The 15,344-nt window shown below is 72.2% G+C and carries 10 protein-coding genes; 5 read left to right on the forward strand and 5 right to left on the reverse strand.

Annotation, left to right across the window (positions count from 1 at the left end; genetic code table 11):
* Window positions 1-2,852, forward strand: a 2,852-nt coding sequence (locus AXW62_RS41840; RefSeq protein WP_174556461.1) for an ATP-binding protein, incomplete at its 5' end; no start/stop codon positions are given.
* Window positions 2,853-3,617: 765 nt separating this feature from the next.
* On the opposite strand, the gene AXW62_RS33630 is transcribed toward AXW62_RS41840, so the two are convergent.
* From AXW62_RS33630 to panB, 3 genes are all read right to left on the reverse strand, one after another.
* Window positions 3,618-4,445 carry an ABC transporter permease gene (locus tag AXW62_RS33630; protein ID WP_060947801.1) on the reverse strand — a complete coding sequence of 276 codons (828 nt, stop codon included), beginning with the start codon at window positions 4,443-4,445 and terminating at the stop codon, window positions 3,618-3,620.
* On the reverse strand, window positions 4,442-5,455 hold the full coding sequence (locus tag AXW62_RS33635; protein WP_060947802.1) for an ATP-binding cassette domain-containing protein: 1,014 nt from the start codon (window positions 5,453-5,455) through the stop codon (window positions 4,442-4,444). The genes AXW62_RS33630 and AXW62_RS33635 overlap by 4 nt, the downstream gene beginning before the upstream one ends.
* Before the next feature lie 194 nt (window positions 5,456-5,649).
* On the reverse strand, window positions 5,650-6,510 hold the full coding sequence (panB, locus tag AXW62_RS33640) for a 3-methyl-2-oxobutanoate hydroxymethyltransferase (protein ID WP_060947803.1): 861 nt from the start codon (window positions 6,508-6,510) through the stop codon (window positions 5,650-5,652).
* Between the two features lie 405 nt (window positions 6,511-6,915).
* Here panB and AXW62_RS33645 point away from each other — a divergent pair, with 405 nt between their 5' ends.
* The 4 genes from AXW62_RS33645 (at window position 6,916) to AXW62_RS33660 (ending at window position 11,739) form a co-directional block, all read left to right on the forward strand.
* Window positions 6,916-8,541 (forward strand): MFS transporter, encoded by a 1,626-nt coding sequence (locus AXW62_RS33645; protein ID WP_060947804.1) that lies wholly within the window; start codon window positions 6,916-6,918, stop codon window positions 8,539-8,541.
* On the forward strand, window positions 8,538-9,146 hold the full coding sequence (locus AXW62_RS33650) for a TetR/AcrR family transcriptional regulator (protein WP_060947805.1): 609 nt from the start codon (window positions 8,538-8,540) through the stop codon (window positions 9,144-9,146). Before AXW62_RS33645 ends, AXW62_RS33650 begins: the two co-directional genes overlap by 4 nt.
* 173 nt (window positions 9,147-9,319) lie before the next feature.
* The gene (locus tag AXW62_RS33655; protein ID WP_060947806.1) at window positions 9,320-10,348 is read left to right on the forward strand and encodes an endonuclease/exonuclease/phosphatase family protein; all 1,029 of its coding nucleotides are present in this window, start codon (window positions 9,320-9,322) and stop codon (window positions 10,346-10,348) included.
* Between the two features lie 185 nt (window positions 10,349-10,533).
* On the forward strand, window positions 10,534-11,739 hold the full coding sequence (locus AXW62_RS33660; RefSeq protein WP_060947807.1) for an MFS transporter: 1,206 nt from the start codon (window positions 10,534-10,536) through the stop codon (window positions 11,737-11,739).
* Between the two features lie 173 nt (window positions 11,740-11,912).
* Here AXW62_RS33660 and AXW62_RS33665 read toward each other — a convergent pair whose 3' ends face one another.
* Both AXW62_RS33665 and AXW62_RS33670 read right to left on the reverse strand, forming a co-directional pair.
* Window positions 11,913-13,667: an NAD+ synthase gene (locus tag AXW62_RS33665; protein WP_060947808.1), complete on the reverse strand. Its 1,755-nt coding sequence runs from the start codon at window positions 13,665-13,667 to the stop codon at window positions 11,913-11,915.
* 151 nt (window positions 13,668-13,818) lie between these two features.
* The coding region (locus tag AXW62_RS33670) for a multicopper oxidase family protein (protein WP_060947809.1) at window positions 13,819-15,344 on the reverse strand (1,526 nt) is incomplete at its 5' end.

A 15,344-nucleotide genomic window follows, 5' to 3' on the forward strand; every position in this document is an offset into this window, starting at 1 on the left:
CCCCCGCCCCCGCCCCCGTCGGAGGTGGCAATCTGCGGGCCCGGCTGACCAGCTTCGTCGGCCGCGAGGCCGATCTGGCGAGCCTGCGCGGCGATCTGGCCGACCACCGGCTGATCACCCTTCTCGGGCCGGGCGGCGCCGGGAAGACCCGGCTGTCGCAGGAGGCCGCCGAGTCGGTCGCGGCCGCCTGGCCGGACGGGGTGTGGCTGGCCGAGCTGGCGCCCGTCGACGACCCCGAGATGGTCCCCGAGGCGGTCCTCACCGCGCTCGGGGCGCGCGAGACCGTGATCCGCAGCACGGCGACGGAGGGGCTGCGCGCCGCGACCGATCCGACCGCGCACGATCCACGCGCCCGGCTCATCGAACACTGCGCCCCGCGCCGCATGCTGATCGTGCTCGACAACTGCGAACACCTCGTGGCGGCCGCGGCCCACCTCGCCGAGACCCTGCTCGCCCACTGCCCCGGTGTCACCATCCTGGCCACCAGCCGCGAACCCCTCGCCGTTCCGGGTGAGTTGGTGCGCCCCGTGGAGCCGCTGCCCGATTCCGTGGCGCTGCGGCTGCTCCAGGACCGGGGCGCGGCGGCCCGGCCCGGTTTCCGTACCGAGGACGACCCGGCCGCGTGCGCCGAGATCTGCCGGCGCCTGGACGGACTGCCCCTGGCGATCGAACTGGCCGCCGCCCGGCTGCGACTGCTCACCCCGCGGCAGCTCGCCGACCGTCTCGACGACCGTTTCCGGCTGCTGACCAGCGGCAGCCGTACGGCGCTGCCCCGTCAGCAGACCCTGCGGGCGGTCGTCGACTGGTCCTGGGACCTCCTCGACGCCCCCGAACGCACCGTGCTCGCCCGGCTGTCCGTCTTCGCCGGCGGCTGTGACCTCGCCGCGGCGGAGGCGGTGTGCGGCCACACCGGCCCCTCCAGCGGTCCTGCCGGGCCCGCTGGTCCTGCCGGTCCTGCCGGGCCCGCTGGTCCTGCCGGGCCCGCTGGACCTGCCGGTCCTGCCGGTTTCGCAGGGATCGCCGGTCCCGCTGGTCCTGCCGGTTCCGCCGGGCCTGCCGGTTTCTCAGGGGCCGCCGGTCCTGCCGGTCCCGCCGGTTTCGCTGGGCCCGCTGGTCCTGCCGGACATACCGGCGCCTCCAGCGGTCCTGCTGGTCCTGGCGGTTCCGCCGGGCCTGCCGGTGCTGCCGGACTTGCCGGGCCTGCCGGGGTCGTGGAGCCCCGCGATGTCGCCGCCCTGCTCGGTTCCCTTGTCGATAAATCGCTGGTCGTCACCGCGCCCGGGACGGCCGGGGAGATGCGGTACCGGCTGCTGGAGACCGTCGCCGAGTACGCGGCGGAGCGGCTGGACGAGTCCGGTGAGCGGGCGGCGATCGAACGGCGCCATCTGGTCGCCTACCGGGAGCTGGCCCGTACCGCCGATCCGCTGCTGCGCGGCCCCGCGCAGCGCCACTGGCTGGACCGGCTGGAGACCGAGTACGAGAACCTGCGCACCGCGCTGCGCCGGGCCGTGGCCGACCGCGACGAGCAGGAGGCGCTGTGCCTGGTGCTCTCGCTCGGCTGGTTCTGGTATCTGCGCGGCCACCGCGGCGAGGCGCGGCACTGGGCGGTCGCCGCGGCGGAGCTCGGCCCGAGCCCCTTCGCACCGCCCGTGGCACCCGCGCCCCCGCTGTACGTCAGCTGCATCGCCGCCCCGCCGCCGATGGCACCCGAACTGCTGACCGAGGCGCGCCGGGGGGTGCGGCTGTTCGCGCTGGCCAACATCGAGGGCGACTTGCAGGCCATGGCGGGCGACGACATCCAGCGCGAGTTGGAGGGGATCGTCGCCGCCTACCAGCCGGGGCTGCCGCAGACCTGCCGCCTCCCGGGCGTCCTGTGGTTCTTCGCGGTGCTCCTCAAGGGCGACTTCGCCCTGATGCATGAGATGGCCGACGAGGCGGTGCGCACCTGCCGGGAGCTGGGCTACACCTGGGAGCTGGCGTTCACCCTGCAGTTGCGCGCCAAGCTGCGCCACGAGCGGAGCGGACTGGACCAGGGCGCGACCGACGACGCCGACGAAAGTCTGGAGATCTTCCTCAGACTCGGTGACGCGTGGGGAGCGGCGGAAGCGCTGTCCGGCCGCGGCGAGACGCGGGAGCAGCTCGGCGAGGGCGCGGCCGCGGTCGAGGACTACCGCGCGGCGATCCGCTGGGCCCAGGAACTGGGCGCCCATGAACAGGTGTTGCTGCTCCGGTCCCGGCTGGCCGGGGTGTTCGTGGAGTTCGGGACCGAGGAGGAGGTCGCGGAGGGCGTGCGCATCCTGCGCGAGGTGGTCGAGCACGGGCAGCACGTGGGCAGCGAGCCGCTGTCGTACGCCCGGATCCACCTGGCGCAGCACTACGGCAGTACGGGCCGCCTGGCGGAGGCGCGGGACCTGCTGACCGCGTTGCACAGGGAGTTCGAGAGCCGTGGGATGCGCCTGTTCGAGGGCATGGCGGAGGGGATGCTGGCCTGGCTGGGCCTGAGGGAGGGCCGGCCGGCGGACGCCCTGGTGACCGTGCGCGGCGCGCTGGCGAAGACGACCGGCCGGGTGCCGGGGCTGATCGCGCCGTTCATGCCGGTGATGCAACTGCTGACCGCCGCCGAGGCGCTGAGCGACCTCGGCGGGTCGGAGCAGGCCGAGGTCGCGGCGCGGCTGGTGGGGGCGTACGACGCGCTGCGCAGGCCGCAGTCCTACCGGCTCTCCGCCAGCGAACGGACGGGCCGGGAGCGGACCGAGGCCGCGGCGCGGGCCCAACTCGGGGACGCCACGTACGAGCGGGTCTACGCCGAGGGGTTCCGCCTCAGCCTGGAGGAGGCCGTCGCGCTGGTCTGAGCGGCCCGCCCCGGCACCAGTCCCGGCCCATGCCCCCCTGGCCCGCGGCGCCCGCCCCCGGCCCGCAGCGCCCTCCCGTGCCCGCCCCGGCCCGTGGCGCTCGCAGGCGGCGCTCACGTGGGCTCGTTTCGCCGTCCGGGCCTGCGGCGCCCGCCTGTGCGCGCTGTGCCGGTCCGGCTTGCGGCGCCTGCTCGGGCCTGCAGCGCCGGTCCCGGTCTGCGGGGGCTCGCCTGGGCTCGCGGCGCCTGCCCCGGCCCTTGGCGCCCACGTGGGCCTGTAGCCCAGTTCCGGCCCGTCACGCGGCCCCGGCCCGCACGTGCCCGCCTGGGCTGGTTGAGCCTGCCTGGGCGCGTTGTGCCCGTTCCGGGCCGGTAGTGCTTGCTTGGGCCCGTGGTGCCCGCCCCGGCCCGGTGCGTGCCCGTTGGGCCCTGGCGCGTTGTGCTCGTTCCGGGCCGGTAGTGCTTGCTTGGGCCGGTGGTGTCCGGCCCTGGTCCGGCGCGTGCCCGCTGGGCCCTGCTCGTAGTGCCCATCCGGGCCCGTAGCGCCCGCTTGGGCCCGTGGTGCCCGGCACGGCCTGTGGGTGCCCGGCTCCGGTCCGGCAACTGCCCGTCCCGGCCTGTAGTGCCCGGCTCCGGCCCGTAGCACCCACCCCGGACCGGCGCCGCGCCGGGGCGGGTGGTCGTCGGATGGCCGTGCCGCCTCCCGTGCGGCGCGGCCATCCCCGACGACCGGGGCCATGGGCCATGGGCCGTCGACCGTGGGCCGTCAGCTCGTCTTGTTGCGGAACTTGCGCACCGCGAGCGGCGCCACGATCACCGTGATGCCCACCGCCCACGCCAAGGTCACCGTCACCGGTTCGGCCACCGCGCCATGGCCGCTGGTCAGCGCCCGTGCGGCGTCCGCGAGCCGGGACAGCGGGTTGTACTCGGTGAAGGACTCCAGCCAGTCCGGCATGGTGGCGGTCGGGGCGAAGATGGACGAGCCGAACTGAAGGGGCATGATCACCAGGAAGCCCATGCCGCTGACCGCCTGCGGGGTGGGCAGCGACATCCCCAGCAGCATGAAGATCCAGGTCAGCGAGGATCCGAAGACCAGGGCCAGCACCACCGCGGCCAGCAGCTCCAGCGGCCCGGTCTTGAGCTCGAAGCCCTGGATGAAGCCCATGATCATCAGGATGACGGTGGACACCAGCATCCGGCTGCTCTCCACGACCAGCTTGGCGATCAGCACCGAGGAGCGGGCGATCGGCAGAGTGCGGAAGCGGTCCATGACACCCTTGTTGAAGTCGTCATTGACGCCGCTGCCGATCGACATGGCGATGTTGAGCCCGCCCATCGCCATCAGACCGGGAATGAAGTAGTTGACGTACTCCGACCGGTTGCCGCCCGTCATCGCGCCACCGAAGACGTAGGTGAACAGCAGCGAGAAGACGACCGGCATCGCCAGGGCGTCGAACATCGAGAACGGTTCGTTCCGGATCTGCATGAAGTTGCGCCGCGCCAGCGCGCCGATGTGGCGCAGATTGGCGCGCAGTCCGATCCTGCCGTCGTCGGTCTTGCCAGGCACCGGCGCGGTCATCGTTGCCGCACTCATAGGGCGACCTCCTCAAGGGCCTTCTCGTCCTGCGGTGTGGACGCCTTCCGGCCGGTGATGGCCAGGAACACCTCGTCCAGGCTGGGCAGATGGGTGTCGATCCCGGAGATCGTGAAACCGCGCTCACCGAGCAGACCGATCAGGGCGGTCAGCTGCTCGTCGCTGATGATCGGCACGTTGACCAGGCCCTCCTCGGTGTCCGCGGTCGCGCCGCCGACACCGTCGAGCCCCGCCTGGGCGATGGCGTCGACCATCCGCCGCACCTCGCCGGGGTCGGACGGGCGGATCTGCAGGGTGCGGCCGCCGATCTTGGCCTTGAGCTCGTTCACCCGGCCCTCGGCGATGACCCTGCCCCGGTCGATCACCGTGAGGTTGTCGGCGAGCTGCTCGGCCTCCTCCATGTACTGCGTGGTCAGCAGCACGGTGGCGCCGTCCGCGACCATCCGCCGGACCTCGTCCCACACCTCGTTGCGGGAGTGCGGGTCCAGACCGGTCGTCGGCTCGTCCAGATAGAGGACCGAGGGGCGGCCGATCATGGACGCGGCGAGGTCGAGCCGACGGCGCATACCGCCGGAGTAGGTGCGCACGCGGCGCTTGCCGGCCTCGGTGAGCGAGAACCGCTCGAGCATGGCGTCCGCCCGCGCCCGGGCCTCCTTGCGGGAGAGGTCGAGCAGCCGCCCGATCATGTAGAGGTTCTCCCAGCCGGGGAGCTTGTCGTCGACCGAGGCGTACTGCCCGGTCAGCCCGATGGTGCGGCGCAGCTGCCGGGGCTGGCGCACCACGTCGTACCCGGCCACCGTGGCGGTGCCGGCGTCCGGCGTCAGCAGGGTGGACAGACAGCGGACAAGTGTGGTCTTACCGGCGCCATTGGGACCGAGCACCCCGAGGACGGTGCCCTCCGGCACGTCCAGATCCACTCCGTCGACGGCCTTGGTGTCGCCGAAGTGCTTGACCAGCCCCCGTACTTCGACGGCGTTGCCGTCCCTGATCCTGTGTTCCCGTCGCGTCATGGCTCCACGATGACAGCCGCCACCGACAGACCGCCGACAGGCGGTGGACAGCCCGCCGACGGGGGAAGATCGGCGGGCTGCCGTTATACCGCAGTGGCTTCTCGTCGGCTGGTGGAACTCGCCGGCTGGTGGAACTCGCCGACTGGCGGACTTCGCCGACTGGTGGAACTCGCCGACTGGACCGAACTCGCCGGCTAGTGGAAGGAGTGCTCCTCGGCCGGGTAGGCCCCGCCGACGACATCCTCCGCGAAGGCCCGGGCCGCGTCGCCCAGACCCTGCCGCAGCTGTGCGTACTGCTTGACGAAGCGCGGCACCCGGCCGTCGGTCATGCCCGCCATGTCCGTCCACACCAGGACCTGGCCGTCGCAGTCCGGACCGGCGCCGATGCCGACGGTGGGGATGTGCAGCGACCGGGTCACCTCGGCGGCCAGCTCGGCCGGGACCAGTTCCAGGACGACCGCGAAGGCGCCCGCGTCCTGGACCGCCTTGGCGTCGCGCAGCAGCTGCTGGGCCGCCTCCTCGCCGCGCCCCTGGACGGGATAGCCGCCGTAGGCGTTGACGGACTGCGGGGTCAGGCCGATGTGGGCCATGACCGGGACGCCGGACCGCACCAGCAGCTCGATCTGGTCGGCGGAGCGCTCCCCGCCCTCCAGCTTCACCGCGCCCACGCCCGCCTCCTTGACCAGGCGGGTGGCGTTGCGCAGCGCCTGCACCGGGCCCTCCTGGTACGAGCCGAACGGCAGATCGCCGACGACCAGGGAGCGACGGGTGCCACGGACCACGGCGGCGGACAGCAGCGCGATCTCGTCCATGGTGACGGGCACGGTGGACTCGTACCCCAGGTGGCAGTTGCCCATCGAGTCGCCGACCAGCAGGACCGGGATGCCCGCCTGGTCGAAGACGGACGCGGTCATCGCGTCATAGGCGGTGAGCATCGGCCACTTCTCGCCGCGCTCCTTGGCGGCCGCGATGTCACGGACGGTGATACGGCGGGAGCTGGTGCCCCCGTAGAGCGATGTGCCGGACTGTTTCCGCGCAGGGGTGACGTGCGTCATCGCTACGGCTCCTGTTCATCATCTCGAGGCGCCCTGACGGCGTCCCCGGACCACCCCCATGCTGGCACGGCTCCTGCCGGGGCGAAAGTGGGCCGTAAGTTCCGGTGCGGTGACCGCGGCCACGCGTCCGGGCCCTCCCCGGCCACTTTCGTCACGGTCCTTCCCGGCCACGCGTCCGGGACTCGGCCTGGCCCTTCCCGGCCACTCTCGTCCGGGTCCTCCCCGGCCACTTTCGTCACGGCCCGTCCCGGCCACGCGTCCGGGACTCGGCCCGGCCCGTCCCGACGCGTGGCCGGGACGGGCCGGGCCAGTGGGCCGAACCCTCGCGCGCCGGTCGGCCAAACCCTCGCAAAGACTTTCCAATACGAGACGGTCTCGTATCGTTACCCGCCTAGCCTTGGCGGTATGGCAACCCCTTCCGGCACCCGAGGGGCCCCGGCCGGGTCCGGCGTCCCCGAGGCGGTCCACCGCAGGCGCTGGGCGATCCTCGTCGTCCTGATGGTCAGCGTCCTGGTCGTCGTCCTCGACAACTCGATCCTCAACGTGGCGATGAAGACCATCGCCACACCGAAGCCCACCGGGCTCGGCGCCACCCAGAGCCAGCTCGAGTGGGCGATCAACGCCTACACGCTGGTCTTCGCCGGGCTGCTGTTCACCGCGGGGCTGCTCGGCGACCGGCTGGGCCGCAAGAAGGTCCTGCTCGGCGGGATGGCGGTGTTCGGCGTGGGCTCGGTGCTCGCCGCCTTCTCCGGGTCGCCCGGTGAGCTCATCGGGTTCCGGGCGGTGATGGGGCTGGGCGCCGCCTTCGTGATGCCCGCGACCCTCGCCATCCTGGTCAACGTCTTCGAACGCGAGGAACAGGCCAAGGCGATCGGCATCTGGGTCGCCGCGGTGGGCCTGGCCATCGCCATCGGCCCGATCACCGGCGGACTGCTGCTCGAGCACTTCTGGTGGGGTTCGGTCTTCTTCGTCAACGTACCGATCGTGATCGCCGGACTGGTGGCGATGGTGGCGCTCGTGCCCGACTCCAAGGACCCCGCGCCCGGCCGGCTGGACCCGCTGGGGGTGCTGCTGTCCGTCGTCGGGCTCGTGCTGCTGGTCTACGGCATCATCAAGGGCGGCCAGCTCGCCGACTTCACCGACGCCCCGGTGCTGGGCTCCATCGGCGCCGGACTCGTCGTCCTGGTCCTGTTCGTCCTGCACGAGAAGCGCAGCGACCACCCGGCCATCGATGTCGGCTACTTCCGGCGGCCCGCCTTCTCCGCCGCCATCGCCGCCGTCGCCCTGGTCTTCTTCGCCCTCATGGGCGTGACCTTCTTCATGGTCTTCTACACCCAGAGCGTGCGCGGCTACAGCGCGCTCGAATCCGGGCTGCTGATCCTGCCGCTGGCCGTGGCCCAGCTGATCTTCGCCCCGCGCGCCCGGCTGGTCGTCGAGCGGTTCGGCGCCCGCGCGGTGTGCACCGGCGGGATGCTGCTGGTGGCCGCCACCATGTCGGGGTTCCTGCTGCTGGACGTGGACACCCCCATCGTCCTGCTCGAGGTGCTGTTCTTCGCACAGGGGGCCGGCATGGCGCATATCATGCCGCCGGTGACCACCGCGATCATGCAGACGCTGCCGCGTCAGAAGGCCGGTTCCGGCTCGGCGCTGAACAACACCTTCCGGCAGGTCGGGGGCGCGCTCGGGGTCGCCGTGCTCGGCTCGGTGCTCTCCACCACCTACCGCGACGGCATCCGGGACACCCTCGCCGCGGTGCCCGGACTGCCCGACTCCGTACGGCACTCGGCGGGCGAGTCCGTCGAGGCCACGCTGGGGGTCGCCGAGAAGCTGGGGCCCAGGGGCCAGGCGCTGGTGGGCCCGGCCCAGGACGCCTTCGTCCACGCCATGCACGTCACCGCGCTCGGTTCGGCGGGCGTCGCTCTCGTCGGCGCGCTGGTCGTCCTGGCCTTCCTGCCCGGCAAGGGCGCGTCCGGCCAGGCCGAAGGCGGCGGTCGGCCGCGCCCCCGGGAGGAGGCGTCGGCCGACCGATGACCGCACCGGAGCGCACCGAACCCCGACTGCGCGGCCGTCCCCGCAGCCCCGCCACCGACGCCGCGATCATCGAGGCCGCGCTGCGGCTGCTGGAGGAGGGCGCCTCGGTCGGCGGGCTGTCGATCGAGGGGATCGCCCGTGAGGCGGGCGTCGGCAAGGCCACCGTGTACCGCCGCTGGCCGGGCAAGGACGCGCTGATGCTCGACGTGCTGCGCTCCCTCGAGGAGCCCAGCCCCGAGCCCGCCGGGGTCTCGGTGCGCGACGACCTCGTCACCATCCTGGAGTTCATGCGCCGGCGCGGGCTCGCCAAGCGCAACTCCGCCCTGCTGCGCAGCCTGGTCACCCAGATGCACGCGCACAACGAGCTGTGGCGGGCCTACGACGAGAACGTCATAGCGGCCCGCCGCGCGAGTCTGCGCGCCGTGCTGCGGCGGGGTCGGGAGAGCGGTGAGATCCGCGACGACGTGGATCTGGAGCTGCTCGCCGACCTCTTCACCGGCCCGATGCTCTCCCGCGCCATGCTCCACGAGTGGAAGGAGCTGCCCGAGGGACTGGCCGAGCGGATCGTCGATACGGTGCTCGCGGGGGTCTCCCCACGGGGCTGACGGTTTGTGCGTGGTGTGTCACAACGGCCACTGGTGTGCCCGGGATGCGGAACTCCCGGCCTACGCCGTGACGTCCTCGTGCGGGGAGCCTTTTTGGGGGCGTCGGGAAAGCCCTGGTCATCACCTATGGTCATAGCCCAAGGCGCGGTAGTTGAGGCAGTGAGGGACAGCGAATGACGCAGGCGTACACGCAGGAGACACGACAGCTCGGGGACGACGCGCCCCGGCCATCGGGCTCCCGGATCGGCCGCCTGCTCGACCGGCTCCGGAACGATCGCGGGATCTGGCGGCGCGGACTGGTGCTGGCGGGGATCGCGGTCCTGCTGGCCCTGATCATGATCTTCCACGCCGATGTCCCCAACCGGGTGGGCAACCTCGGCTCCCTGCTGGAGACCTTCCTGCCGTGGCTGGGCCTGGCCCTTCCGGTGCTGCTGGTGCTCGGTCTGGTGCGGCGGTCGGCGAGCGCGGTGCTGGCCCTGGTGCTGCCCGTGACGGTCTGGCTGAACCTCTTCGGTGGGCTGATGTTCTCCGACAAGTCCGGCAGCGGCGGTGAGCTGACCGTGGTCACCCACAACGTCAACGCGGACAACGCCGATCCGTCGGGCACCGCCGAGGAGGTGGCCGCCTCGGGCGCCGATGTGGTGGCGCTGGAGGAGCTGACCAGTGCGGCCGTACCGGCGTACGAGCGGGCGCTGGCGGGCACCTACCGCTACCACACGGTGCAGGGCACGGTGGGGCTGTGGAGCAAGTACCCGCTGTCCGGCACCAAGCCGGTGGACATCAAGCTGGGCTGGACGCGGGCGCTGCGCACCGTCGTCGGCACACCGCACGGCCGGATCGGCGTCTACGTGGCGCACCTGCCCTCGGTGCGGGTGAAGTTCAACGCGGGCTTCACCGCCGGACAGCGGGACGCCAGCGCCCGCGCGCTGGGCGAGGCCATCTCCCGGGAGCCGCTCGACAAGGTGATCCTGCTCGGCGATCTGAACGGCACCATGAACGACCGGGCGCTCGCCCCCGTCACCGCGCAGATGCGGTCCGCCCAGGGCGCGGCGGGCGACGGCTTCGGCTTCAGCTGGCCCGCCTCGTTCCCGATGGCGCGGATCGACCAGATCATGGTGCGGGGGGTGGCCCCGGTCTCGGCGTGGACGCTGGCCCGGACCGGCAGCGACCACCTTCCGGTGGCGGCGTCGGTCGACTACTGAGCCGGATTCCGGCGGCGGGCGGGGGCGGCCAGGGCCCGGGGGTGACCGAGCTCACGGATGACCGGCGAGATCTTACGTGCTGTTCATCTTGGGATCGTCCTCGGGAACATTCGGCGTGAGAGACTTTGTTCAGCTAGGGAACATACGTATCCCTGCACACTTCTCCTTCGTTTGAAAGGTCTCTCATGCCCCTGGCCCTGCTCGCCCTCGCTGTGAGCGCCTTCGGCATTGGTACTACCGAATTCGTGATGATGGGCCTGCTGCCCAACGTCGCGAACGATCTGGGCACCTCCGTGCCCACGGCCGGATACCTCGTCTCCGCCTACGCCATCGGAGTCGTGGTGGGCGCTCCGCTGCTGACCGCCCTCGGTTCCCGCCTCCCGCGCAAGCGGATGCTGGTGCTGCTCATGGCGCTCTTCACGGTGGGCAACCTCGCCTCCGCCTTCGCCCCCAGCTTCGGGCTGCTGATCGCGGGCCGGGTGCTCGCCGGGCTGCCCCACGGCGCCTTCTTCGGCGTCGGCGCGGTGGTCGCCGCGCGGCTGGTGACCGAGGACCGGCGGGCCCGCGCGGTCGCCACCATGTTCCTGGGGCTGACGATCGCCAACATCGTCGGCGTGCCGGTGGCCACCCTCCTCGGCCAGCACCTCGGCTGGCGGGCGACCTTCCTGGTCGTCGCCGGGATCGGCGTGGTCGCCATGGCCTCGCTCGCCCGGCTCGTCCCGCAGGTCGCTGACGAACAGCACGGCGGTCTGCGCCAGGAACTCGGCGCGCTGCGCAACCGGCAGGTGGTGCTGGGTCTGCTGACCGCAGTCTTCGGCTTCGCCGGCGTCTTCGCCGTCTACAGCTACCTGGCCTCGATGATGACCGAGGTCACCGGGTTCGGTGAGTCGACGGTCACCCTGGTGCTGGCGCTGTTCGGCATCGGCATGACGCTGGGCGCCCTGATCGCCGGTCCGCTGACCGACCGGGCGCTGCGGCCGACGCTGTACGGTTCGCTGGCCGCGCTGGCCGCCATGCTCGTGGTCTTCGACATCACGGTGCACACGAAGTGGGCCGCGCTGCTGTCGGTCGTGGTGCTGGGCGCGGTCGGCTTCATGACCACCACCCCGCTGCAGATGCTGGTGATGAACAAGGCCCGGCACGCCCCCACGCTGGCCTCGGCCTCCAACCACTCCGCCTTCAACCTCGCCAACGCCGGTGGCGCGTGGCTCGGCGGTGTCGCCATCGCGGCGGGCTGGGGCTGGACCTCCCCGACGCTGGTCGGCGCGGTGCTGGCGGTGATCGGTCTCGCGATCGCGCTGATCGCGGGGCTGACCGACCGGGACCCGGCGAGCGGCTCGCGGGTCGTGGCGAGCAGCGAGCCGCTGCCGCAGCTGTCCGAGGTGCGCTGAGCGCGCGACCCGACGGCGGCCAGCCGACGGCGGCCAGCCGACAGCGGCCAGCCGGCAGTGGCCAGCCGGCAGTGGCCAGCCGGCAGCGGCCAGGAAAGCGGCAGGAAAGCGGCCAGGGCAGGGCCCCCGCCACCGGCGGGGGCCCTGCCCTGGCCCGTTCGGTCCGGTCCGGCTCAGGTGTGTTCCCGCCAGCGGTTGGTGATGGGCAGCCGGCGGTCCTTGCCGAAGCCCTTCGCGGAGATCTTCGTGCCCGGCGGGTACTGACGCCGCTTGTACTCCGCCGTGTCGACCAGCCGCAGGATCCGGGTGACCAGCGTGTCGTCGAAGCCCGCCGCGACGATCTCCGCATGCCCCTGGTCCCGGTCCACGTACAGCTCCAGGATCCGGTCGAGGACGTCGTAATCCGGGAGGGAATCGGTGTCCACCTGGCCGGGGCGCAGCTCGGCGCTCGGCGGCTTGGTGATCGAGTTCTCGGGGATGGGCGGGGTCTGGCCCCGCTCTTCCGCCGCACGGTTACGCCATTTCGCCAGCCGGAAGATGGACGTCTTGTAGACGTCCTTGATCGGGCCGTAGGCGCCGACCGAGTCCCCGTAGAGCGTGGAGTATCCGCAGGCCAGCTCGGACTTGTTGCCCGGGGCGAGGACGATGTGGCCCTCCTGGTTGGAGATCGCCATCAGCATCGTGCCGCGCAGCCGCGACTGCAGGTTCTCCTCGGCCAGCCCGGTGAGACGCAGGGCGTCCATATAGGCGTCGAACATCGGGGCGATCGACACCGTGCGGAAGTTGAGCCCGGTGCGCCGTGCCAGTTCGGTGGCGTCGGTGATCGAGTGCTCGGAGGAGTAGCGCGAGGGCATGGCGACGCCGTACACGTTCTGCGCGCCGACCGCGTCACAGGCGATGGCGGCGACGAGCGCGGAGTCGATCCCGCCGGAGAGCCCGATCAGGACGCTGCGGAAACCGTTCTTGGCCACATAGGCCCGCAGCCCCACGACCAGCGCCGTGTAGACCTCCTCGTCGTCCCCCAGCCGCTCGGCCTCGCCGCCCGCCAGCTCCGCCTCGTAGCGGGGGAGCGGGTCGGCGGAGAGGGTGACGTGCTCGATGCGGAGCCCGTCGTCCACGACCCCCTCGGGGACGGAGTCCGGATCGGCGGCGGGCAGGTCGAGGTCGAGCAGCACACACCCCTCCGCGAACTGCGGGGCGCGGGCGATGACGTCGCCGTTCCGGTCCACGACGATCGAGTCGCCGTCGAAGACCAGCTCGTCCTGGCCGCCGATCATCGCCAGATACGCGGTGGTGCAGCCCGCCTCCTGGGCCCGCTTGCGCACCAGCTCCAGCCGGGTGTCGTCCTTCTCCCGCTCGTACGGTGAGGCGTTGATCGACAGCAGCAGCCCGGCCCCCGCCGCGCAGGCGGCCGGCACCCGGCCGCCGTCCTGCCACAGGTCCTCGCAGATGGCGAGCGCGACGTCGACGCCGTGGACGCGCACCATGGGCAGGGTGTCGCCGGGCACGAAGTAGCGGAACTCGTCGAAGACGCCGTAGTTCGGCAGATGGTGCTTGGCGAAGGTCAGGGCGACCGTGCCCCGGTGCAGCACGGCGCCCGCGTTCTGCGGGGAGCCGGCCGGCTGGCCGTACCGCCGGGCGCGCTCGCTGCGGTCGAGGTAGCCGACGACCACCGGCACCTCGCCCAGCCCCTCGGCGTCCAGCCGCTCGGCGAGCGAGCGCAGCGCGGAGCGCGACGCCTCGACGAAGGACGAGCGCAGTGCCAGGTCCTCGACGGGGTAGCCGGTCAGCACCATCTCGGGGAACGCCACCAGGTGGGCGCCCTGCTCGGCGGAGTGCCGGGTCCAGTGGAGTATCGACTCGGTGTTGCCGGCGAGGTCGCCGACGGTCGAGTCGATCTGGTTCAGAGCGAGGCGAAGTTGAGGCACGCGCCCAGTGTAATCGTCTGTCTGACGCGATAGCCGGGGGTGTCTTCCTTCTCACGCCGCCCGGCCCCGGGGGTTTCCGCCCCGGTCCCGGGGCGGCCCGGGCGGGCCGGGCGGTGGGAGTAAAGAGGCCGGGCCTTCTCCGTTCCAGGGGCTACTTCCGGTAACCGAGGATGGTCATCATCCCGGACTCCGAGTGGTAGACGTTGTGGCAGTGGACCATCCACAGTCCGGGGTTGTCGGCGTCGAAGTCCACGTTCACCTTGTGGTGCGGCAGCAGGACCGTGGTGTCCTTACGGGGGCCGCCGTCCGGCAGCGCGAAGGTGTGGCCGTGCAGATGGACCGGATGCCACATCGTGGTGCCGTTGATGAAGGACAGCCGGACCCGCTCACCGGCCCGCACCGGATAGCGCTGCGAGGGGTCGTACGGCCGGCCGTTGATCGCCCAGTCGAACCGGCGCATCGAGCCGGTGAGCCGCATCCGGATGATGCGGTCGGGCTCCTTGGGCGTCAGCCGCACCTCTTCCGCCGCCTTCAGCTGGGCCGCGGTGAGCAGCTTGCCGTCCAGTTCCTTGGGGCGCGGGAGCTTCACGGGGTTCTTGCCGCGGGTGCGCAGCACCGCCATCGTGGACCGGCCCTTGCCCTCGGCCAGGACGGCGAGCGGGAAGACCCCGTCCTTGACGGTGACCAGGACGTCGTAGCGCTCGCCCATGCCCAGCAGCAGCGCGTCCGTCCGGGCCGGTACGACGGGGTAGCCGTCGGTGTGGGTGACGGTCATCCGGTGACCGCCGAGGGCGACGCGGAAGGCGGTGTCGCCGCCCGCGTTGATGATGCGGATGCGGACCCGGTCGCCGCGCTTGGCGCGGAAAACCTGCGGGGACTCCGGGCTGCGCCCGTTGACCAGGTAGTAGGGGTAGGTGACGTCGCCCGCGTGGCCGCCCAGCAGTTCGCTCTCCGCCGGCGCGGCCCCGCGCCGCGCCGAAGCCCGGGGCCCGCCGCCCCGCGCACCGCCCCGGGCCGCCGCCCCCTTGGCATCGGCCTCACCGCCCTCCTTGCCGCCGCCCTTGCCGCCCTTGGTGTCCTTACGGCCCTTGCCGTCGCCCTTGCCCTCGCCGTCGTCGTCCATGGCGTGGGCGCCCTTGCCGCCGTTCAGCTGTTTCAGGACCTTGTCCGGGGTGCGTCCGCCCACCCCGTCGAGCCAGTCGTCGATGACGACGACCCACTCCTTGTCGTACGCCAGGGGCTCCTTCGGGTCCTCCACGATCAGCGGTGCGTACAGCCCCCGGTCCAGCTGGACGCCCGAGTGCGGATGGATCCAGTAGGTGCCCGGGAAGAGCGCCGTGAAGCGGTAGTCGAAGGAGGCGCCGGTCCTGATCGGCCGCTGGGTCACCCCGGGGACGCCGTCCATGTCGTTGCGCAGCCGGATGCCGTGCCAGTGCAGCGTGGTGGACTGCGGCAGGTTGTTGGCCAGGGTGAGCGCGACCGTGTCGCCCGCGGTCACGCGGATCTCCTGGCCCGGCACCTGGTCCTCGTACGCCCAGGACTTCACCTTGCGGGCGCCGATGTCCAGCGTGGTCGCGGTGGCGGTCAGCCGGAACCGCCGCACGGGCCCCGGGTCCCGCTTCCGCTCCCGCGCGTCGACCTCCGGGCCGTGCGGGGAGACGTACTCCGGCCGGGTGC

Source organism: Streptomyces hygroscopicus subsp. hygroscopicus, from assembly GCF_001553455.1.
Lineage (GTDB): Bacteria > Actinomycetota > Actinomycetes > Streptomycetales > Streptomycetaceae > Streptomyces > Streptomyces hygroscopicus.